17 protein-coding genes are annotated in these 21,975 nt (G+C 46.8%); 16 read left to right on the top strand and 1 reads right to left on the bottom strand.

Annotated elements, in window-relative coordinates; translation table 11 throughout:
* Positions 1–28: 28 nt before the first annotated feature.
* Together lon and EJV45_RS04495 are read left to right on the top strand one after the other, a co-directional pair.
* Positions 29–2,503, top strand: a complete 2,475-nt coding sequence (gene lon / locus EJV45_RS04500; protein ID WP_129714466.1) for an endopeptidase La — start codon at positions 29–31, stop codon at positions 2,501–2,503.
* A 102-nt stretch (positions 2,504–2,605) separates the two neighbouring features.
* Positions 2,606–3,574, top strand: a complete 969-nt coding sequence (locus EJV45_RS04495; RefSeq protein ID WP_129714465.1) for a lipid A deacylase LpxR family protein — start codon at positions 2,606–2,608, stop codon at positions 3,572–3,574.
* Here the strand turns inward: EJV45_RS04495 and arfB are convergent, their stop codons facing one another.
* A complete protein-coding gene (gene arfB / locus EJV45_RS04490; protein WP_129714464.1) occupies positions 3,575–3,985 on the bottom strand; it encodes an alternative ribosome rescue aminoacyl-tRNA hydrolase ArfB in 411 nt (136 codons plus the stop codon).
* A gap of 183 nt (positions 3,986–4,168) precedes the next feature.
* Between arfB and cmk the strand changes: the two genes are divergently transcribed.
* The 14 genes from cmk to EJV45_RS04420 all read left to right on the top strand — a co-directional run bounded on the left by cmk (position 4,169) and on the right by EJV45_RS04420 (position 21,975).
* The gene (gene cmk / locus EJV45_RS04485; RefSeq protein ID WP_129714463.1) at positions 4,169–4,852 is read left to right on the top strand and encodes a (d)CMP kinase; all 684 of its coding nucleotides are present in this window, start codon (positions 4,169–4,171) and stop codon (positions 4,850–4,852) included.
* 54 nt (positions 4,853–4,906) lie between these two features.
* Positions 4,907–5,749: a DUF1080 domain-containing protein gene (locus tag EJV45_RS04480; RefSeq protein ID WP_129714462.1), complete on the top strand. Its 843-nt coding sequence runs from the start codon at positions 4,907–4,909 to the stop codon at positions 5,747–5,749.
* A 128-nt stretch (positions 5,750–5,877) separates the two neighbouring features.
* Entirely contained in the window at positions 5,878–7,812 is a 1,935-nt protein-coding gene (gene rpsA / locus EJV45_RS04475; protein WP_129714461.1) for a 30S ribosomal protein S1, read from the top strand.
* 165 nt (positions 7,813–7,977) lie between these two features.
* The gene (locus EJV45_RS04470; protein ID WP_129714460.1) at positions 7,978–8,445 is read left to right on the top strand and encodes a nucleoside triphosphate pyrophosphohydrolase family protein; all 468 of its coding nucleotides are present in this window, start codon (positions 7,978–7,980) and stop codon (positions 8,443–8,445) included.
* A gap of 220 nt (positions 8,446–8,665) precedes the next feature.
* Positions 8,666–10,486, top strand: coding sequence for a type VI secretion system Vgr family protein (locus EJV45_RS04465; protein WP_129714459.1), 1,821 nt, complete (start codon positions 8,666–8,668; stop codon positions 10,484–10,486).
* A 3-nt stretch (positions 10,487–10,489) separates the two neighbouring features.
* Complete coding sequence (locus EJV45_RS04460; RefSeq protein ID WP_129714458.1) at positions 10,490–11,521, top strand: DUF2931 family protein; 1,032 nt, start codon at positions 10,490–10,492, stop codon at positions 11,519–11,521.
* Positions 11,522–11,527: 6 nt separating this feature from the next.
* Positions 11,528–13,225, top strand: a complete 1,698-nt coding sequence (locus EJV45_RS04455; protein ID WP_129714457.1) for a phospholipase effector Tle1 domain-containing protein — start codon at positions 11,528–11,530, stop codon at positions 13,223–13,225.
* A gap of 6 nt (positions 13,226–13,231) precedes the next feature.
* The gene (locus tag EJV45_RS04450; RefSeq protein ID WP_129714456.1) at positions 13,232–13,942 is read left to right on the top strand and encodes a hypothetical protein; all 711 of its coding nucleotides are present in this window, start codon (positions 13,232–13,234) and stop codon (positions 13,940–13,942) included.
* Positions 13,930–15,423 carry a DUF4280 domain-containing protein gene (locus tag EJV45_RS04445; protein WP_129714455.1) on the top strand — a complete coding sequence of 498 codons (1,494 nt, stop codon included), beginning with the start codon at positions 13,930–13,932 and terminating at the stop codon, positions 15,421–15,423. The genes EJV45_RS04450 and EJV45_RS04445 overlap by 13 nt, the downstream gene beginning before the upstream one ends.
* Positions 15,420–16,301 (top strand): hypothetical protein, encoded by an 882-nt coding sequence (locus EJV45_RS04440; RefSeq protein ID WP_129714454.1) that lies wholly within the window; start codon positions 15,420–15,422, stop codon positions 16,299–16,301. Before EJV45_RS04445 ends, EJV45_RS04440 begins: the two co-directional genes overlap by 4 nt.
* Before the next feature lie 517 nt (positions 16,302–16,818).
* The gene (locus EJV45_RS04435) at positions 16,819–17,214 is read left to right on the top strand and encodes a VOC family protein (RefSeq protein ID WP_240755196.1); all 396 of its coding nucleotides are present in this window, start codon (positions 16,819–16,821) and stop codon (positions 17,212–17,214) included.
* A gap of 83 nt (positions 17,215–17,297) precedes the next feature.
* Positions 17,298–17,846 carry a bifunctional pyr operon transcriptional regulator/uracil phosphoribosyltransferase PyrR gene (gene pyrR / locus EJV45_RS04430; RefSeq protein WP_129714452.1) on the top strand — a complete coding sequence of 183 codons (549 nt, stop codon included), beginning with the start codon at positions 17,298–17,300 and terminating at the stop codon, positions 17,844–17,846.
* 1 nt (position 17,847) lies between these two features.
* Complete coding sequence (locus EJV45_RS04425; protein ID WP_129714451.1) at positions 17,848–18,780, top strand: aspartate carbamoyltransferase catalytic subunit; 933 nt, start codon at positions 17,848–17,850, stop codon at positions 18,778–18,780.
* Between the two features lie 174 nt (positions 18,781–18,954).
* Positions 18,955–21,975 (top strand): tetratricopeptide repeat protein, encoded by a 3,021-nt coding sequence (locus tag EJV45_RS04420; protein WP_129714450.1) that lies wholly within the window; start codon positions 18,955–18,957, stop codon positions 21,973–21,975.

The following is a 21,975-nucleotide window of genomic DNA, read 5'->3' as shown; positions in this document are numbered from 1 at the left end:
CAGTTTGTCGCCCTATAAAAATTACTTAATGAGTAAACAGGATCCATTCGATTTCAGCAATACATTACCGATCATAAACGAAGACACCGAGTTTTTTCCCTTGATGTCACAGCAGGACGAAGATGAGATGAATAATGAGGAAACGCCCGACATTCTTGCTATTTTGCCCCTACGCAACACCGTCCTTTTTCCGGGCGTGGTCATCCCTATCACTGTAGGCCGTGATAAGTCTATCAAATTGATCAAGGAAGCATACAGGGCGCATAAGATCATCGGTGTGGTTGCCCAGCGCGACGTTTCAATTGAGGATCCGACTTTCGAACAGCTGAATGATGTAGGTACAGTAGCCCATATTATTAAAATGCTGCAAATGCCCGACGGCAATACCACCGTGATTATTCAGGGCAAACAGCGTTTCAGACTTATATCAGAGATTCAAAACGAGCCCTATATCAAGGCTTCTGTGGCTAAGTTTGAGGAAACCAAACATAAAAAAGACAAAGAATTTAAGGCACTTGTAGATTCGATCCGGGAAATGTCTGCCCAGATCATCCAGCTCTCGCCCAACATTCCGAGCGAGGCTGCGATTGCATTAAAAAATATTGAAAGTACATCCTTCCTGATCAACTTCATCTCGTCAAATATGAATGCGGAGATGGCCGACAAACAGCAGATGCTGGAAATGGCCAATCTGCGTGAGCGCGCAGAGATGGTTATGGAACTGATGACTACCGAGTTACAGATGCTCGAGCTCAGAAACCAGATTCAAAGCAAAGTTCGTACTGACCTTGACAAGCAGCAGCGCGACTACTTCCTGAATCAGCAGCTAAAAACTATTCAGGAAGAGCTGGGCGGAAGCAGCGTCGATCTTGAGTTTGAAGCCCTGAAAAAACGGGGAGCGAAAAAGAAGTGGCCGGCAGAAACTAAAGGCCATTTTGAAAAAGAGCTTGATAAGCTGGGCAGAATGAACCCGGCAGCGCCAGATTATTCAATTCAGCTGAACTATCTTGAACTGCTTATTGACCTGCCCTGGAATGAGTTTACAAAGGATAATTTCGACCTTAAACGCGCGCAACGCATTCTGGACCGCGATCATTTCGGGTTAGAAAAAGTGAAACAGCGTATTATCGAGTACCTGGCGGTTCTAAAGCTAAAGAAAGACATGAAGGCCCCTATCTTGTGCCTTGTTGGTCCTCCGGGCGTTGGAAAGACATCGCTGGGTAAATCGATTGCCAAGGCATTGGGCAGGGAGTATGTCCGTATGGCCCTCGGTGGTATCCGTGATGAGGCCGAAATTCGCGGACACAGAAAAACTTACATCGGCGCGATGCCGGGGCGCATTATCCAGTCGCTCAAAAAGGCCGGGGCAAGCAATCCCGTTTTTGTGCTGGATGAGATTGACAAGGTGGGTTCCGATTTTCGTGGCGATCCCTCTTCTGCCCTGCTTGAGGTACTTGACCCGGAGCAAAACAATGCCTTTTACGACCACTATGTCGAAATAGATTACGATCTGTCAAACATCCTGTTTATAGCTACTGCAAATTCGCTGAGCAGCATTCAGCCGGCACTGCTTGACCGGATGGAAATTATCGAGGTCAATGGCTATACAATTGAGGAAAAAGTTGAGATTGCCCGGAAGTACCTGCTGCCAAAACAGAAAGAAAATCATGGCTTGTCTGCCAAAGACATTACGCTGAAGCCAGCGCTTCTCGAACGTGTTATTGAAGATTATACGCGCGAATCAGGAGTGCGCGGACTTGAAAAAAGAATCGGTTCGCTGGTTCGCGGCATCGCTACGAAAATTGCCATGGAAGAGCCCTACAATGCAACTCTTGTACAGGATGATGTTGAACGCATTCTCGGTGCTCCTGTTTATGATAAGGATTTGTATGAGGGCAATGAGGTAGCCGGCGTGGTAACCGGGCTGGCCTGGACGCAGGTTGGCGGTGACATTCTTTTTATTGAAGCCAGCCTTAGTCCCGGCAAAGGTCGTTTAACCCTTACAGGTAATCTCGGTGATGTGATGAAAGAATCTGCAACCATTGCACTGGCCTATCTGCGTGCACATGCTTCCAGGTTTGACATCGACCACCGGCTGTTTGATCAGTGGGACGTCCATGTTCACGTACCTGCAGGCGCAACACCGAAAGACGGTCCATCTGCGGGGGTAACCATGCTCACAGCATTAACTTCAGCGTTTACCCAGCGTCAGGTAAAAGAAAATCTGGCCATGACCGGAGAGATTACACTGCGGGGAAAAGTTCTTCCCGTTGGCGGCATCAAAGAGAAAATCCTTGCCGCAAAACGCGCGAATATCAAAGAAATCATTCTTTGCAAAAGCAACCGCAAGGATATTCTTGAGATTAAGGAACACTACATTAAAGACCTGAAATTTCATTACGTGAGCGAAATGAGTGAAGTGATCGATTTCGCCCTTTCGAAAAACAAGGTAAAACAGCCGCTTGATTTAACGGTCCGCGATCTTCCGCAGCCAGCTAATTAGTTGCTTAATAAATTAAAGAGGCTCCGGCCTCTTTTTTTATGGCACATGCCTGCGGGCGTTCAAGGGTAATTTTGACTATACTTGCGCACCATTAACTTCCGCATGAACTCTATATGTAAGCTGTTGGCCGCATGCGGCCTGGTGCTCGTTATATCACACCTCAAGGCCCAGACGCCCGCCGGGTCGTTTAAAAATGAATTCGGATTCAGGAGCGACAATGATGCCTATCTTTTTTATGGGCAGGACCGGTACTACACAAACGGGCTTTACATTCACTTCCGGCACGCCTCAGATCAGGAAAAGGCCGGTCAGAAGACAGAAAAGCGGATCTGGGAGTTTTCGGCAGGTCAGGGTATGTATAACCCGGTATCAGGATATAGTCCGCTGGCTGAACGCCAGGATCGTCCTTTCGCAGGTTACCTGTATGCCGGCGCCGCACTCAGCCAATTGTACAAAAACGAATCGGCGTTAAAACTGGGCCTTCAGGCGGGTGTGATCGGTCCTTCGGCATTAGGCCGTCAGGCACAGGAATTACTACATAAGATTGTTGGGTTTTACGAAATCAGGGGCTGGGAATACCAGATCCGGGATGAAGCGACCCTGAACCTGTCTGCAAATTACACGCGGTTGCTCTACAGGCCTGAGGATGCTGACTTTGACATTTCTGCAGAGGGCTATGCAAACCTGGGGAATGTCTTTAGCGGCGCGGGGGTTTCAGCAGTTTTTCGCGCAGGCCGGATAAACCAGCTTTTTAATTCAGCTTATCTTCAGGCTACGATTTCCAATCATGCGCAGCAAAAGCCGCTGCATCAGACTGAGTTCTACCTGTATATCAAACCTCAGCTTAATTTCGTTGCTTATGATGCGACGATTCAGGGCGGGTTGTTCAGTGACAACAATCCAGTTATATTTGGTGCGAAACCACTCGTGTTTGCGCAACAGCTTGGTGTTAATTACAGTTCAAGGCGATTCACGGCCGAATTCGGACTAACGTTTAAGTCGCGGGAGGTAAAAAGCCCGGCCAGGCCACATCAATACGGCTCAATCAGTCTCTATTACCGTTTCAACTGATTAATCAATTGATGGCTTACGGCGGGTTGATTTTTTATCTGCTGTGCGTTTTTTATAATCCAGCCGTCTGGCAATAACAGCCTTTGGTATGCGGGTAGGCTTGCGTGTTGCCGGAACGATCAGTGCCCTGCTGATCATGTTCAGAAACTTTTCTACAGCTGTTTCTTTGTTGGCCAGCTGGCTGCGCGATTCCTGGCTCACAACGTGAAGATTTCCTTCCTTATCAAGCCGGTGGGCCAGACGTAAACGCAACCGCTCCTTTTGCGTAGCGGACAAGGCAACCGAACCCTCCAGATTGAAAATAAGCTCAACTTTGGTACTTACCTTATTCACGTGCTGGCCCCCGCTGCCGCTGCTCCGGGATGTTTTAAACTGTATTTCCTGCAAGATCGCTTCGGGTACCTGTTCCATACAACAAAGTAAAAAAAATTGCATCGAACTTTAGTGCCAATTGGTGCCCCTTTTCAAATTCACGGAATATGCTATTAGATATCAGGTCGACTTACGGCATGGAATACCTGGTCTTTTCATCCGCCGAAGGGCGAAAAAAGAAAAAATAACATAGGCTTCACTTCTATGTCTTACCTTTGCTGCATGCGTTCAAACATTGTCGTAGCCATCGACGGTTACTCCTCTTGCGGAAAAAGCACCCTGGCCAAAGCCCTGGCCAAATCCCTGAACTTTATTTATGTAGACAGCGGCGCCATGTACCGGGCGGTAACACTTTATTTTCTTCGTAACCATACCGACATTTCCAATGAGCAGGCTGTTGCAGCTGCGCTGGATACGATCGAACTGAATTTCAACGCCCGGGACTACGAGTCGCATATTACCCTGAACGGAGAAGAGGTTTCTGAAGAGATCAGGGGCATGCTGGTTTCTGATGCTGTGAGCGAAGTTTCGGCGAATAAATGGGTACGTCATGCCATGGTTAAACAACAACAGCGCATGGGGCAGTCGAAAAATCTTGTAATGGACGGGCGCGACATTGGCACAACGGTGTTTCCCGATGCGCAAGTGAAGTTTTTTATGACGGCAGACCCGAAAATACGCGCAGAACGGCGTTACAGGGAACTGGCAGCAAAGCCCGGAAACCTGGTTACCCTTGAAGAGGTATTTGAAAACCTGGCTCACCGGGATTATGCAGACACAACACGCAAGGAAAGCCCGCTCATACGGGCAGATGATGCAATTGTTCTGGACAATACCGACATGACGCAGCAGGAGCAGCTGGATTTCGCTGCCGGGCATGTAAAGCCCTTCCTGAAGCAGGCTTAGCACACTTTCCTTTGGATGCATTTTTCTGTATCTTGGGCAGAAAATAAAGCATATATGAGAAGATGGTTTTTTCCACTGGCAGCGGTCATCCTCGTTGCCTGTTCAGCCTTTTTATTCTTCAAACCTTCTAACGACGGCTGGATTCAGCTTTTCAATGGCAAAGACCTGAAAGACTGGAACATTAAAATCGCAAAACACAATTACCGCGAAAATTACGCGAACACGTTCCGGGTGGAAAACGGAATGATGAAGGTCGGGTATGAGGGCTATGGCGAATTTGACCAGCAGTACGGACATATTTTCTATAAAAAACCTTTCTCAGCTTATGTGTTGCGGCTGGAGTACCGCTTTACCGGCGAACAGGCAAAAGGCGGCGAGGGATGGGCCTGGAGAAACAGCGGTGTCATGCTGCATGGACAGGATCCTGCGACTATGCTTAAAGACCAGGATTTTCCTATCTCTGTAGAAGGGCAGCTGCTGGGCGGCGATGGTCAGAAACCCCGGCACACCAGCAACCTTTGTACGCCGGGAACCAATGTAATCTGGAAAGACAAACTGTTTACCACGCATTGCCTGGATTCGAAATCAAAAACCTATCACGGTGACAGATGGGTGCGGGCCGACTTTGTTGTCCTGGCCGACTCAGTTATACATCACGTAGTGGAGGGAGATACTGTTCTGACGTATTATAAGCCGCAGATCGGCGGGGGAAGCGTTATCAATTTCGATCCGAAAATGAAAAAAGACGGCCAACTTCTGAAGTCCGGATACATTTCCCTGCAAAGCGAGAGCCATCCTGTTGAATTTCGCAAGGTTGCCTTGTTTAACCTGGAGCCTTACATGAAAAACAGGAAGAAGCTTGAAGCGGTGCTGGCCCGGCTGCGAAAAGAGGGCTGACAGACGATTTGAAATAGCTATCCTATTCAAAATCAGCATTATTTCTGTTAAAATTTCTTTTCATTAAATAAAAAGATTTTTATCTTTGCCGTCCCGATTGTATCGGGAAAAAGGAGATAAATTATTTAATGGCAAAAAAACAAGTAGCAGAAAAAGAACTAGCAGCAAAAAAAGCTGAACTTCAGGATGCAGGCGGACGTCTGTCGGAGAAGGAAACCATTGAATCAGAAGCTGATTCAGTGTCGATCGAAGCGATCAAATCATCATTAGCAACACCAGATCAGGATTTTGACTGGGATGCAGATGACAAAGTTTTCGGAAACTACAATGACTCAGACCGTAAAAAGTTTGAAGATATGTATGCCGGAACTTTCAACCAGATCAACCAGGGAGAAATCATTTCCGGTACCGTTGTTTCTATCAACAACAAAGATGTGGTACTGAACGTGGGCTTCAAATCAGACGGTTTGGTATCCACTTCAGAGTTCCGTGACACTCCAGACCTGAAAGTTGGCGATAAAGTTGATGTGTTTGTTGAAGCACCTGAGGATGCGAACGGCCAGTTAATTTTATCCCGCAAACGCGCTAAAACGCAACGCTCATGGGAATCGATCAACGAAGCCCTTGAGCAAGACAGAATCATCAACGGTTTCGTTAAGAGCCGTACTAAAGGTGGTCTGATCGTAGACATTATGGGTGTGGAAGCCTTCCTTCCAGGCTCACAGATCGACATCAAACCGATCCGCGACTACGATATTTACGTGGGTAAAACCATGGAATTCAAAGTGGTTAAGATTAACCATGAGTTCAAAAACGTGGTTGTATCACACAAAGTACTGATCGAAGACGATTTGGAAAGCCAAAAAGTTGAGATCGTATCTAAACTTGAAAAAGGACAGGTTCTTGAAGGAACTGTTAAAAACATCACTGACTTCGGTGTGTTCATCGACCTTGGCGGTGTTGACGGCCTTCTTCACATTACAGACATTTCATGGGGACGCATCGAGCATCCGAAAGAAGTACTTGCACTCGACCAGAAAATCAACGTCGTTGTGCTTGACTTTGATGACGAGAAAAAACGTATTGCGCTCGGCTTGAAACAACTTACCCCTCATCCTTGGGAAAGCCTTGACACCAATATCCAGGTTGGTTCGAAAGTAAAAGGTAAAATCGTAACTGTTGCAGATTACGGTGCATTCCTCGAAATCATTCCTGGTGTTGAAGGTCTGATCCACGTTTCTGAAATGAGCTGGTCACAAAACCTCAGAAATCCTCAGGAATTCCTGAAAGTTAGCGACGAAATCGAAGCAGAAGTATTAACCCTTGACCGCGACGAGCGTAAAATGAGCCTGGGTATCAAACAACTTTCTCAGGATCCTTGGCAGAACGTTGCTGCTAAATTCCCGATTGGAAGCAAACACAAAGCTGTTGTTAAAAACATGACCAACTTCGGTGTATTTGTTGAGATCGAAGAAGGTATCGATGGTCTGATCCACATCTCTGATCTGTCATGGTCTAAAAAAGTAAACCACCCGAACGAGTTTACCAAAGTTGGTGACACGCTTGACGTAGTTGTTCTTGAACTTGACGTTGACAACAGAAAACTGAGCCTGGGTCACAAACAACTCGAGGAAAACCCATGGGATACATTTGAAACCATTTTCACATTGGATTCAATCCACCAGGGTACTGTTGTTAAAGTAACTGATAAAGGTGCAGTTGTTGCATTGCCATATGGTGTTGAAGGTTTCGTGCCAACAAAACACATGGTAAAAGAAGATGGTACTTCAGTTAAGGCTGAAGAAACTAACGACTTCAAAATCATCGAATTTAATAAAGATGCTAAACGTATCGTTGTATCTCATGCCCGCATCTGGGAAGAAGCAAAAGCTGAAGCAGTAGCTGAAGAAAGAGCTTCTAAAAAGAAAGAGGCAAAAGCTGCAAGCAATGCGGTTAAAAAAGTGAAAGATTCTGTAGAGAAATCTACCCTTGGTGATCTTAGCGTCCTTGCTCAATTAAAACAGCAAATGGAAGGCGAAGAAAGCAAAGCGAAAAACGGATAATTCAGCTTTCAAGCAAAATGAAAAGCGCCCTGGTTTCAGGGCGCTTTTTTTTTAAATCATTCCTGCTACAGCCCTCTTCACCATTCCCCCTTTATGCTGCAGGCTGGAAAGTACCTATACAGATGATAACGCCGGATGCTGTATCTTCGTGCAAAAATAAAACACATGCAAGATCCACTTTCACTTAGTTCGGTTGCCGATTTTCATAAGACATTTAAACATCCCGTTCTGGATGAACCAACTATTCCATCGGCACAGCGTTGCCGGCTGCGTATTGATCTGCTCGCTGAAGAGCTCAAAGAACTCGAACAGGCAGTTGCTCAGAATGACATTATAGAGGTTGCTGACGCCCTATGCGATCTGCAATACGTACTTTCAGGTGCTATTCTGGAGTTCGGCCTGGGCAACCGCTTCAAAGAATTGTTCGATGAGGTTCAGCGCAGTAACATGAGCAAAGCCTGTAAAAGCGTTGAAGAGGCTGATGCGACCGTAGCTCATTATGCCAGTCAGGGGGTGAAGAGCTTTTATGAACGGGAAGGAGATCTTTTCCTTGTCTACCGGGAAGGCGACCACAAAACCCTGAAGTCTGTAAACTATTCGCCCGCCAATCTGGAGGCTATTTTAAGTCGCTAACGGCCGGTTTTCCTTATTCATTACTTTGTTCGAAAGAGGAACCTCTCAAACAGACAAAGGTATCGCGATAAAACGCGCTTTTTTTATCAAAAAGTTTGATAAATTTAATTTATTGTTTAATTTAAAGCAATAATTAAATCTTAAGGTTAAAATCATCCCTATTGGTTTTTATCCTGAGAGCGTTTTTAACATCCGGCTCCGGCTGTATTATGCGTTACTTATGGAAGAAAAATTTCATGCTGAAATCAGCATAAACGGAACGCTCGTTCCGGACTACGACCTGTGCGTGATCAAACAGGTTTTTAATGCTCATCATTTCTTTGAGATCAGGCTCAGGGAGCAGGCAGATCCCGAACAGGCCTTGCTGCAGCCCCCTCCTGCGGAATCATTCATAGGAAAAACTTTCAATGTATCTTTTGGAAAAGCCGGCAAGCCCCTTCAGCTTTTCAGGGGAATCATAACCGCAGCCGATCGTCAGCTGTATGGCGGGCAATACGCAAATTTGCGTCTGTCAGGCTACAGCCCGACAATTTTAATGGACGGCTCACCGGCTTTCGCATCTTTCAATGAATGGTCACTCGACAAAATCCTTTCCCAGGCAGGGTCAAAACTCGCTTCAGGCGACCTGGATATTGTGGTGAACCTCGACAGGCCGGGGCATACCGGGCACCAACTGCAATACCGCGAAACCGATTTCCAATTCCTGAACAGACTAGCTTCTTTCTATAACGAGTGGTTTTATTATACCGGCTCACATCTGCAATTAGGCAGGCCTGATTTACACGAAGAAATCAAACTGGTATATGGGCGTAACCTGAAATACTACGAACAGCAGTCTGCTGTTCTTCCTTTGGTTTCGCGAAGCTCCGGCTATCCGGGTGGGAAAGGATTTCTGGAGGCTGCAGATGCTGCGAACCGCCGCATAGAAGGAAACACGGCGGAAAAACTTCAGGATCTTTCAGCAAGCCTTTACCCGCCTGGTATTGCCACATATCCCTATCACGCGAACAGTCGCAGTGAGCTGGCTGAACATGCCGCCTCTGTTGTGTCACGTACCGGCGCGCGATTACTACAAATCTCAGCCGCAGGAGATGAGCCAGGTCTGCATCTGGGGAGTATTGTAAACATTGAACAGTCGGTTAGGCTGAGCAATAACACGATCAGCCATGTCCTGGGAAGCTTTTTTGTGACTGCTGTCACACATAGAATCAGCGGTACAGGCAAATATGAAAACGAATTCTGGGGTATGCGTGCAGATAGCGCGGTCGTGAACGGCTTTGGCGCAACGTGGCCCAGACCTGAACTGGAACTGGCTGAAGTGACAGATAATCTGGACCCCGCAGGCATGGGCCGTGTCCGGATCCGTTTCAACTGGCCGGCTGTAACCAACGACCAGTCGGACTGGATCAGGGTGGCTTCACCTCACGCAGGAGGTACGGGTACAGTTCAAAAAAACAGGGGTTTTGTTTTTGTTCCAGAAATTGGCGATCAGGTTCTGGTTGCATTTGAAGGAGGTCATATTGGCCGTCCGGTGGTTCTGGGAAATCTGTTTACCGGTAACAATGCAGCCGGTGGATTTGAAACAAACCGCAGAAAGGCGATCGCAACGCGATCAGGCCACATGATTGAGTTTGATGATGCTGAAGAGCAGCCAGCAATTACCATCAGCGACCGTAATCATAACTTTTTGCACATTGATACGCGGAATAATCACATTACGATCAGCGCAGTCGAAGACCTCAACCTCCACGGAAAAAATATTCATTTGAGAGCAACTGAAGATTTCCAGCTCCTGGTAGGGAGACATGCACGTACAGAGGTGGGCGGTGATCAGACCGTGCATGTTGCCGCCGCGTATAAGCAGACGGCCGGTACGTATGAAGAGACCGTCAATGAGAATAAAACAATAACCGTTCGGGGGGAAGTTATGGAATCGACGGGGAGCACGCACCACCGAACACTAGCCGGCGACCTCATTCTGCAGAGCTCTGGTACGGCTCAGTTGCTTGGCGCAATTGATGCGAAAGTTAATAGGAGTTGAAAAATGGACGCGTCTGCGAAACAGCGAACAGATGTCGATACCGGCATCAGTGCTTCTGGCTTCTCCGCCAGACAGCGGCATTTCTTTTGGGAAGAGTGTGTCTCATGCCCTGAAGGCTACCCTGTCCACATTGTATCCGGGAAGTTCAACCTCATGGACGGGTCGGTATGTTCGCTGGCCCTGGGCTTTTGCAGCGGATTGGAAGGCTGGGGAGCCCCCGGTTCCGGACTTTCAGCTTCAGTTCGATCCATGCCGGAACATATCGATGTAACCTGGTTTTCACTAGCTGAGAAAAGGTGCTATCACCTGCACGCAAAAATCAATACAGATTTGATTGGGCAGCTATTTGAAAAAGGTTATATCCATGACAAGGAAAATAGAAGCCCGCAACGTTTGACCTATGACATGATTAATGTCGGACTTGCGCCGGGTGGCCTGGTAGTCATCTGGCTTTGCGGACCAGGCAGACAAACCGAGGTTGGATGTTACGGTGCCGGTCCATGCCTTATCGAAGTGCGCGATTTAACGAAACTTCCGGCCGAATACCAGTATTTATTTGACTGGGATCAGATAGATGAACTGATGAATGATCTGGGTATCGTTAGTCCGGCAGGCGCGACGGCCGATATTCCATTTGATAAGTGGATGGGATATCGCAAACATCTCCAGTGGCGCCCGCAGTTCTTTGGGCCGGAAAGCCCGATAGTGACTGAGTTTGCCTGCCGCTTTTTCAACGGCGAGGAGGTCCGGCTGTCGGCGGCGGAAATTAGAAATGAGGTACTCCTGACCAGGTTGCCGGCTACAATCGAATACAATTGGAAAACCTCATCGGGAAGGCGATTCTGTGGCGCGATATGGTTCAACGAAACAGAGATTTTTAGCTTCTCATCATCCTCCGGGGATGAGGCCAGCGACTCATTTTCACTTGAGCTGGAAGTAAACCATGGGCTGACCGTTGTAATGACGCGATTCAAAAGATTTAAAGACGTCTATCGGCTAAAAAAAGCTGTGTCGTCGATAAGAGAACTTAACTAAGAAAAAATGGGAAAAGCATTTGTATACAATATGGCGAACAAGGATGCGCCCGACAGTTTAACAACGATGAACCTTGTCTTCGGCATTTTTATGGACGGCACGCTGAACAACAAGGATAACACGGGTCTCCGTCTGAAACGGGAGGAAGATGAAAAAACCCGTGGCGGTACCGCCAGATGGAAGGATGCGCCCCTGCTCCGTTTTATTGCTGACGTCGCCTCGTCCAGCCATAAAAATGATTACACCAACATCGCTAGGATGTGGCTCTGGTGTCGGAGCAGCTACAGAATTTATGTTGAGGGGCCGGGCACCGTCTCCGGAGGCCCCGATGCTGCCGACGGTTATCTGTTTGGTTCGGGAACGACAGGAATCAGGGCTAAGGTCAGGGAGGCTTGTGAAAGGCTGGCTGCTGTTGTTTCCCGGATCAGAAACCAGGCCGGGAACAAGAACAAACGGATAGACACCCTGACTATAGATGTGTTCGGATTTAGTCGCGGTGCAGCGGCCGCGCGTAATCTGTTATACGAAATCAATGTGAAAGGGCCGTATAGACCGCATAAAACACCTGCTGGTAAAGAATCCGATTTGCCTGTAGCCAGACTGAAAGCAGCAGTCAGACGACCGGATGCAGAGGCCGGAAATGAGCTTCGGGATGCAGACGGACTGGAAATCGATAAATTATTGCTTACAGATGGAATGTTACCTGGCATGGGTCACCTGGGCTATTGTTTATTGAAATCTGGAATGCCGACGGATGAATTAAAAAACGTCCGCCTCGCTGTCAGGTTTGTTGGACTATACGATACCGTCCTGGCCTATTACAACGACCGTGACGCTGCAAACGAGAGCACGATTAAAGACAGCCCCCTATTAGTGAAAACACTAAAACATTTGCAGCGTGGTGGCTTCGATCATTCGCCGGCAAAGCTGAAGCTGAATGACCTGGGGTTTTACCGTAAACTGGTACACTTCACCGCCGCTGATGAACACCGGAAAAACTTTGCTTTGAGCCGAATTGGCAGCTCAGACCGGGTTACGGAACGATCGTTTCCCGGAAGCCATAGCGATATTGGCGGTGGTTATGAAGAAGGGATTGAAGAGAACGAACTCGAATCATCACTACACTTCCCGAATGGTTACCTGGACGCGCTGCAGCAGACGCTCATTCAGTCAACCTGGTTCCGCTCGGACCAATTGACCATGGCAAACCAGGCGCGACATGCATTGTCTGCCGGACTGATACCAAGGAAAATCTGCAGCAAAAGGCTCGTCAGGAAAGAATACAGCTATATCATGTTGCATCTGATGCAGGATTACTGCAAGGCACACCTTGGCAGCATGCTGCTCGCAGATCTCAGGAAGACTTTTAGCCTGAAGGGCCACACCGTTCTGGAACAAGCCAGCTCTATATTGGCGACAAACCAGACTGCGGGAGCAAATACCGATGGGGCATGGTCAATCTTTGAGACTGCCCGGACAGCACGCGGCTTATTGAAGCCTTTAAGCGGATTGAAGGACGCGCACTATCAAAGGAACGAACCGAATTTTGCCTCCCATTTCCCGGTTATAAGCAGCGGAGCGGCAACCGAAAAGGAAGAAAAGGAAGTACTGAAAGCCATACGAAACACTTATCTCCATTGGTCTTCAAGTCGCACGGGCTGGGGCATGGAGCCGGAACAAAATCGAAAACGGACTATACACTAACTGAGCATGAGAACAATAAAGTTTGAAAAGAGAAATCAGGTCTTGCATCCAGAGAAGCCCTTCGAGTTAAGCTTTCGTTTTGAGACCATTTTTGAGCCACACGATCTAAAAAAGAAAGACGCTGCCACACACTTTATCCGGACAACCGAATTGCATTGCCTCGGAAAAGTTGAAGGACTATTCCGTTACGGTATCATCGTGGAGGATCTGGCCGGCAAGTCCTTTAATTACGATCCCTTTTTGAGAAAACTGGCATCTGCCTTCAGCACCATCGTCCTCAAGGTGTCTGCAGACGGCAAAATAATCGAGGTAAGTAACTTCTATCAGATGAAGGAACAGTGGGCCGAAATGAAATCAAATTTGCTTATTGATCACCACGGCCAGGAGTTTCAGCGCAGGCTGGCGGCCAATGATGAAGTTTTGTCCAGTGAACTGAAATTAATCAGCTTTTTGCAGAAACCAGAGGTCTTCGGACTTTATTTCAACGGGCTCTGGGGCTATACCGGCCAGGAATTCAAAACTGATCTCTGGACCACTGACATTCATAAAAAGTGGCTTGATGAGACCGGATTCCAACTCCACATTGCACCCCGGCAACACGACAATCCCCTGGACTATGGGGTGTACACCTACAATAACGGGACGCTGACAGATGCTCTGGTATATAAGGAAGGCGTCTATGGACACACAAAATTTATCGCGTCATGTTTAGGTTAGGCAAAGCTCGTGAAGCTCGGCAAAGCGACTGGTCTCAGCCGGGAGATCAGCACTTAAAGCCGGCTACCCTACAGGATGCGGAGCGAACGTTTGAACTCAAGGCAAATCAGGCAAAACTTGTTCACAGCAAACGGGAAACGGAGCTTGACGGATTAAAGCTCGTCATTGACGGCGCATCGCTGCAGTGCGATGGCTGTTCTAACCCGACGGGCCGTCTAAAGGTCAGGGCCGCCACGCCATCGACCCAGGAAAAAAGAACAGCAACAATCGCAGAGCGCGGGCCTGCCAGTCTCGTGTTTGAGGGTAATTGTTTAAGAAGTCCAAATGCCGCTGTGCCCTGCGCTTCATGCATGCAGCTCAGCACATGGAAAGACACTGCAACCGTTCTGTTTCAGGATAAACCAGCACTACTTCAAAAAAGCACAATAAACTGCCTGTACGGTGGCGCAACTATCCGCATTACTGATTCGGGTCAGCGAAACGAGCCGCCTGCAACAACGCCCACCGGCGGGCCGCTTCCGGTCTTACCAGGCATCATGAATGGCCATTATTATCTGGCTTCAGGTCATTTCATTGGCAAAATCGCACATGATGACTACACTGGAGAGCCTGAAGATGTGTACATATGCAAGCAACTTAAGGATGCCGGCGCAAACTCTCTTATAGATAAGATAGATGTTCCGGGTTCTATATTATTGAAAGATGAGGGCGAGGCCCTCAGGCACGAAGACTTCTGTTTTATAGCTTATGTGCTTGCACACGAAGCCGGCGGGCCCGATGCGATGGAACTAAAATGCCTTGCGTTTGCCAGCCATAATGAAGCTTTGAACAGGCGTATGGAAAAAAATCGCTGGAAACGCCTATTAAATACGGGTTATTCATCAGTCAGACCAAAAGGCAAATTGCTGCCAAGTTCTGTCCGCGAAATAGCCTTGCTTACCAGGCAAGCGATATTTGCTGTCTTAACTGGAGCAACGGACCCAACGTCCGGAGCCACATTCTGGGACGGAACGGATTTCTTAGCCCATGGGAATTCTGAACAAAAACCCGATAATAAGATCGGGTCAAATAAATTTGATGAGTACAAATTCATAGAAATACCTTTGGAAATCTACCTCAATTACTTAAATGCGAATGGAAAGCGCTACGTAACAGCAGACAAGGGCCGGCATAACACTGACGGAGATCAGGGAAATCATGTCCATGTAAAGAAAACAATCAGACGAAAACGTCTGCAAAAAAACGGGCAACCAGCGCTCACAAACAAAGGGACGATAATCTGGGACACAATAGAAATACCTCATAAGATTTCCTACCCTATCCCCGCGGCCGATTTTACAAACCAACAGAATTGGACCTCCGGCAACTTTTACTATCTCTGTGACAGTAAAAAGAGTGTCGGAATCTCAGCGACTGTGTCAGCTGGCAAAAGTATATTCTGGAAAACAACGAGAGTACGTCTCACTGCTGATCTGAAATGAAAAAGAGTATTTTGTTCATTATCACGTGTCTTTGCGCCATCGCCCAAATGGCATCGACACCCGGCATGAGCCCTGGCTACACGCTGTGTTATGTAAAAGAATATCTTCTTAAAGATGGCGAAACGGAAGAAACACATCACTTGATGATAACCCCTCCGCCGGGGCAAGATTCACTGATCATATACAGCTGGACCAAATCGCCGGCCTCTGCCGAGAAAACGGTTTACTCGATAGATAACAGAAACGGATTGGATTCTGTCGCCATCAATGGCATTGTCGTCCGGTTCCTGGTACCAGATAAAATACAAGTAAACAAAGACGTCTACGCCGTTACAACAGAGTTATTCCGCTACTTAAAAAATGAACTGATCGGTAACAGATCAATCCTGAACTTTAGCTATTTATTAAAGGCTGGTCTTGGAGATGATGAATACGGCATGGGGCTGCTGACAAATCTCAATTGGTCGACTTCGCAAAAACCGCAAAGCTATAAAATCATGCAGGCGAGGATTGCACATAAAAGTTCACAAAGTGAGCACGTTTACAATTGGACAGCAAGATTCATGTATACGCCGAGCGGTCACCTACAAAGTATTAAAGGTGATTGGATCAATCATCTCCTCACCAGAGAAACAAGCCATTATTTGGAGTATAAGGTTGAGCGGGAGTTCGATAGAGGTTCAGCGCTGTCTTTCGTTCGCAAAACAAAAAGTACGCTATGTGATTCCGTTTCCACCATATTTTTTCAGGATGCCACCGGTAAAGAAACGGCGTTCACAAATTATCAATCGGTGCCGAAGTCCTTCAGAAACCTGCCAAAGCCGGCTGACCTTCCGGACGCGATCAGAATCCTGCAGACCCGGGGGCTGCAACTCTGAAGAAGATATTTTTTGATGCAAAATTAGCAACGCCAAATACAGTCCATCACCCTATTAAAGCAGTTTATTTTACGGAACCATTGGAGTCTGCCAAAAATCCATTAAGGAATTTACCGACAGACAGTGACCTTTTAACCAGTCTGGCTTGTGTAGTAAGCCGGTATTACGACAAAGCACTATGCAAAGTCGAGACCGGCGACAAATTTTCCGGAGCGCTTTCGGGCAATATAGGTTAACGATTGGGTAAGCGGAACGCCACTTGGAGGACGGCCTCTTTGAGGTCTGATAACATAGTTAAGCGTTCAAAAAAAAGTTGCAGCTCGTTTGAAGTTTTGTCGGCGCAACGTGCACCCGACATAAATGGTGCAGCGCCCTGCTGCTTCTCCAACAATAAAACTTCCGATACTGTGCTGTTTTTTCTACCTTAGTCTGTCTAGTCCAGCATATGAAAATAACAATTTCAATTTTTGCTTTTATCAGCCTGTTGGCCCTGAAGCCTTCAATAAGCACAGCACAAATGAATGCAAAACCGAAAACAGTAATTAATCACGTTGCGCAATATGTTGTCGACCTGCAGGTCAGCACAGAATTTTACCAGAAAGTGATTGGACTCGATACCATTCCCGAGCCTTTTCATGACGGCAGGCACACCTGGTTCAGTATTGGCGACTTCGCACACCTCCACATTATTTCTGGTGCGAAAGGCAAAACCGATCATGATAAAAACAGCCACCTTTGTTTCAGCACCACAGATATGACCGCATTTATTGCTAACCTCAAACAGCGCAAGATTGGTTTCGAAAGCTGGGCCGGTGAAAAGAACGGGATTACAAAACGTACTGACGGGGTGCAGCAGATTTACTTTAAAGATCCCGACGGCTACTGGATTGAAGTTAACGATGATCATCGCTAGCCTGGTAAAATGCCGGTAATTTAAGCAACAGAGCCCTTCCCCTGCTTCAAACATTTTTCTATATTTGCCCCACGGAACAACACATGCAAAAGCGCACACTTCTTGACGGCCAGAAAATCCAGATCACCATCAAACGCCTTTGTCGCCAGTTGATCGAAAATCATGACGATTTTAAAGATACCGTACTGATCGGCATCCAGCCCCGCGGCATCTACTTTGCCGACAGAATCAGATCTGAACTGCAGCAAATCCTTCCTGACACAAACATTCTCAAGGGGAATCTCGATATTACATTTTTCCGTGATGATTTCAGGCGGAAAGACAGCATCGTGACTGCCAGCAGTAACTCCATAGATTTCATCATCGAAGATAAAAAGGTCGTTCTGATCGACGACGTGCTATGGACCGGCCGTACAATTCGTGCTGCTATGGACGCACTTTTGGCTTATGGCAGACCCCGAAAGGTGGAACTTCTGGTTCTTATCGACCGCAGGTTCTCCCGTCAACTTCCAATCGAACCAGATTATATCGGCCACCGGGTAGACACAGTTGGCCATCAACAGGTGCGGGTAAGCTGGAGCGAGACCGATCAGGAAGATAAAATTGTATTAATTTCAGAAAGCATAAAATAGAATGGCAGCAGACAGATTATCAAACAGGCATCTTTTAGGCATCAAATACATTGACCGAAACGATATTGACCTGATCCTTGATACTGCCAGGAATTTTAAGGAGGTTATCAACAGACCCATCAAAAAGGTACCTTCTCTGCGCGACATCACAATCGCCAACATTTTCTTTGAAAACTCGACCCGGACCAAACTTTCGTTTGAACTGGCAGAAAAAAGATTGTCAGCCGACATTGTCAATTTTGCTGCCTCATCAAGCTCGGTAAGCAAAGGTGAAACGCTGATCGATACCGTGAACAATATCCTGTCGATGAAGGTTGACATGGTCGTCATGCGGCATCCCTACCCCGGAGCGGGAGTGTTTCTCAGCAAACATGTCAAAGCTCAGATCGTAAACGCCGGAGACGGCGCGCACGAACACCCCACACAGGCGCTTCTTGATGCTTTCTCAATCCAGGAGCGGCTGGGTACGGTAAGTGGCAAAAAAGTCGTTATCGTTGGCGACATCCTCCACTCGCGCGTAGCGATCTCAAACATTCTGTGTCTGCAGAAACTGGGTGCCGAGGTGATGGTCTGCGGGCCTACCACGCTGATTCCGAAACATATAAGCAGCCTTGGCGTGCGCGTTGAACATGATTTGCGTAAAGCTCTTAATTGGTGCGATGTAGCAAATATGCTCCGCATCCAACTCGAACGGCAGGATATTAAATACTTTCCTTCCCTGCGCGAATACGCAATGATGTACGGTCTTGATAAAAAATTGCTCCAGAGCCTCGACAAAGAAATCATCATCATGCATCCGGGACCAATTAACCGCGGGGTGGAAATCACCAGCGACGTTGCTGACAGCGGCCAGTCAATCATTCTCGACCAGGTTGAAAATGGCGTAGCCGTCAGAATGGCCGTTCTTTATCTGCTCGCTGCGCAGAAAGAATAACACAACTAATTTTACGTTATCTATCAATTCCCTCGCTTTTCTCTGCCCATAAAAGGTTTTCATACCATTTTATCGCGGTCTGCGTTATAAGCACATTATTAACATTTGTTAATTACTTATAAGCACAGAGACGAAACGAAGATTTATTTTAGTACCAACCATAACTGAAACCTGATGCACAAAAGATACTTTTATATTCTGCCGGTGCTTGCCTGTACGTTTTCGAATGCTTTCGGACAAGTTAGCGAACTCGTCAGTCTGCACAAAAACTATCAGACCGGAATTGAACTTCTGGAACACGAAAAATACAATTCAGCTGCACAACAGTTCAAACTCGTTGAGCAGGTTCGTAACAAACCGAACGCCCAGCAAACCAGCAATGCCGAGCTCAGCCTGCTGAAAGAAAACGCACGATTTTACCTGGCAGTTTGTGCCTTAGAGTTGAATCATGATGACGCAGAAAGCCTGTTTAGAAATTTCATTCGCGATTATCCGCTTAATCCCAACACCAAACTGGCTTACTTCCATGTTGGAAAAGCTTATTTCAACCAGAAAAATTATAAGAAAGCGCTGGAGTGGTTCGAGAAGACCGACCCTTCTACCCTCTCGCGAAAACAACGTGTTGAATATCAATTCAAGCAGGGATACGCTTATTTCCTTGAAGAAAATTACGAAAAGGCCGAGCCGCTTTTTGAGGCAGTAAAAAAAGTTGAATCGCCTTATCAGGAAAGTGCGACTTATTATTTTGCGTACATCAACTACCTGAACAAAGAGTACAAGACGGCACTTAGCAATTTTGAAAAACTGAAGGGGTCGCCAACCTACGAGGCCAGCTATCCATATTACATTACATCAATGTATTACCTGGATGAACGGTATGACGATGTGCTGGCCTATGCCATCCCCATGCTGAAGCAAACAAAGCAGACATACGAGGCAGAAATGCAAAGTATCATTGCCGCTTCTTATTTTGCTAAAAACGACTTCAAAAGCGCAGAGCCTTATTTCGCAGCCTATTTTTCGCGCGAACCCAAGGTTCAGAATAACCTGCTCGTTTACCAGTATGGCTATACACTTTATCAGCTGAAGAAATATCGACAGTCTGCCAGTACCCTGGAAAAACTTAGTAACGACGATGTGTATCTTCAGAATGGCATGTATACGCTTGGGAAGGTACTTGTTGAGCTAAACGACAAGCCGAAAGCAAGAAGTGCCTTTTTCCGTTCCTCGCGTCTTGAGTTTGACAAAAATATCCAGGAAGAAGCCTGGCTGAGCTATGCAAAATTAAGTTATGAGCTTGATTTTCATCAGCAGGCACTTGAATCTGTACAGGGTTTCATTAAACAATTTCCACGCTCGAGGAAGATAAACGAAGCTAAAACACTGCTGGGCGAAGTGCTGCTCACGAACAAAAATTACCAGGCGGCGATCGATATTCTCGAACCGATTCAGGATAAAAACGCGGCTGCCCGCGAGGCCTATCAAAAAGTAACGTATTTCCGTGGACTTGAATTTTACAACGAACGTGCGTTCCCAAATGCATTATCAATGTTCCTGCGTTCGGAAAAGTTTCCCGAAGATAATGAGATTCTCGCCCTGTCTACATACTGGAAAGGAGAAGCCATGTATGAGCTTCGCAAGTACGGCGAATCTGTCAGTACTTTTGAGAAATTCCTGCAGCTGCCAGGTGCAGAAAAGACAAACGTCTACAATTTTGCTAATTATGCGCTTGCATACGCAGCTTTCGAAGATGAAAAATACAGCAAAGCAGCTACCTACTTTGAACGTTTCCTGAATGGCAATGACAAAGACCAGAAGACAATCGACGATGCAACCATCCGCCTGGCCGATGCCTATTTTGTGAACAAAAATTACGGCAGTGCGATGACCTATTACAGGCGTATCATCAGCCGGAAAAACTCAAGTGAGGATTACGCAATTTTTCAGACCGGTATGATCCAGGGGCTGGAGAACCAGCACGATGCAAAAATCGCGACCATGCAGTCCCTGCTAAAGCAATTTCCTAATTCCAACTATGCGGACGATGCTGGTTTCGAAACCGCATATACCTATTTCAACAAGGGCGATTTTGATAAATCCAAGTCAGACCTGATTGATCTTATCGCCAAATACCCGCGGAGCAGTTATGTGCCCCGGGCCCTCGTAACCATTGGCCTCGTTCAGTACAACCAGGACCAGGACGATGCGGCGCTTGAAACCTTCAAAAAGGTAATCCGTGAATACGAAAGCACCGACGAAGCAAAAACAGCGCTGGAATCTATCAAAAATATTTATGTAGACCGTGGCGATGCCAACGGCTTTATGTCGTACGCAGGCACAACCTCACTCGGCAATTATTCTACTGCTGAACAGGACAACATCGTCTTCCAGGCTGCGAAAAATCTATATCTGCAGGGCAATGCACAAGGCGCCTTCGAAGCAGTAAATGCTTATTTTGACAAGTTCCCGAAAGCTATACATGATAAGGAAGCGAAATTCATCCGTGCAGAGTCCCTTGTTAAAATGGGAAGACCGGAAGAAGCTGTTAGCGACTATGAATTTATTCTGAACGACTGGACCAGCGATTACACTGAACGTTCGTTACTTAGTATCTCGCGCCTGTATCTTGACCAGAAAAAGTACAATGAGGCGATCGTGTACCTGAAACGTCTGGAAACGACTTCCGACTATAAAGCACATTACAATTATGCCATCAATAACCTGCTGAAAGCTTACGATGCGCTGAATGCCGCAGATGATATGCTGAAATATGTCAAGCTGATCAGGGAGTCGGAAAAAGCCTCTGAAGAAGAAAAAAACAGTTCCGGCCTGTATGAAGGTAAAGCTTATCTTATCAAAGGTGATAATGAAGCTGCCCTTAAAGCATTTACAAACGTAACCAAAGTCACCAAGACAGTTGCAGCGGCAGAAGCCAAATACAATATTGCGCTGCTGCAATACAAAAAGAACGATTACAAAACCTCTCAGAAAACCTGTTTTGATGTCATCAATAACATGCCTTCGCATGATTACTGGGTAGCAAAGTCCTTTATCCTGCTTGCCGACAACTATGTCGCTTTGAAAGATAACCTGCAGGCGAAAAGCACGCTGCTCAGCGTAATTGACAATTACGAGGGTAAAGACGATATCATCCCTACGGCAAAACAGAAACTGGAAGAGTTAAACCGCAAATAA

Source organism: Pedobacter sp. SYP-B3415 (assembly GCF_004138205.1).
Classification (GTDB): Bacteria; Bacteroidota; Bacteroidia; order Sphingobacteriales; family Sphingobacteriaceae; genus Pedobacter.
Note: the sequence above shows the minus strand (reverse complement) of the source record. Positions and strands in the feature narration are given on the sequence as shown.

Excerpts from the sequence above, each read along its gene's own strand:
- lon (WP_129714466.1), top strand. The coding sequence starts at position 29 with ATGAGTAAACAGGATCCATTCGATTTCAGCAATACATTACCGATCATA.
- EJV45_RS04495 (WP_129714465.1), top strand. The coding sequence starts at position 2,606 with ATGAACTCTATATGTAAGCTGTTGGCCGCATGCGGCCTGGTGCTCGTT.
- arfB (WP_129714464.1), bottom strand. The coding sequence starts at position 3,985 with ATGGAACAGGTACCCGAAGCGATCTTGCAGGAAATACAGTTTAAAACA.
- cmk (WP_129714463.1), top strand. The coding sequence starts at position 4,169 with ATGCGTTCAAACATTGTCGTAGCCATCGACGGTTACTCCTCTTGCGGA.
- EJV45_RS04480 (WP_129714462.1), top strand. The coding sequence starts at position 4,907 with ATGAGAAGATGGTTTTTTCCACTGGCAGCGGTCATCCTCGTTGCCTGT.
- rpsA (WP_129714461.1), top strand. The coding sequence starts at position 5,878 with ATGGCAAAAAAACAAGTAGCAGAAAAAGAACTAGCAGCAAAAAAAGCT.
- EJV45_RS04470 (WP_129714460.1), top strand. The coding sequence starts at position 7,978 with ATGCAAGATCCACTTTCACTTAGTTCGGTTGCCGATTTTCATAAGACA.
- EJV45_RS04465 (WP_129714459.1), top strand. The coding sequence starts at position 8,666 with ATGGAAGAAAAATTTCATGCTGAAATCAGCATAAACGGAACGCTCGTT.
- EJV45_RS04460 (WP_129714458.1), top strand. The coding sequence starts at position 10,490 with ATGGACGCGTCTGCGAAACAGCGAACAGATGTCGATACCGGCATCAGT.
- EJV45_RS04455 (WP_129714457.1), top strand. The coding sequence starts at position 11,528 with ATGGGAAAAGCATTTGTATACAATATGGCGAACAAGGATGCGCCCGAC.
- EJV45_RS04450 (WP_129714456.1), top strand. The coding sequence starts at position 13,232 with ATGAGAACAATAAAGTTTGAAAAGAGAAATCAGGTCTTGCATCCAGAG.
- EJV45_RS04445 (WP_129714455.1), top strand. The coding sequence starts at position 13,930 with ATGTTTAGGTTAGGCAAAGCTCGTGAAGCTCGGCAAAGCGACTGGTCT.
- EJV45_RS04440 (WP_129714454.1), top strand. The coding sequence starts at position 15,420 with ATGAAAAAGAGTATTTTGTTCATTATCACGTGTCTTTGCGCCATCGCC.
- EJV45_RS04435 (WP_240755196.1), top strand. The coding sequence starts at position 16,819 with ATGAATGCAAAACCGAAAACAGTAATTAATCACGTTGCGCAATATGTT.
- pyrR (WP_129714452.1), top strand. The coding sequence starts at position 17,298 with ATGCAAAAGCGCACACTTCTTGACGGCCAGAAAATCCAGATCACCATC.
- EJV45_RS04425 (WP_129714451.1), top strand. The coding sequence starts at position 17,848 with ATGGCAGCAGACAGATTATCAAACAGGCATCTTTTAGGCATCAAATAC.
- EJV45_RS04420 (WP_129714450.1), top strand. The coding sequence starts at position 18,955 with ATGCACAAAAGATACTTTTATATTCTGCCGGTGCTTGCCTGTACGTTT.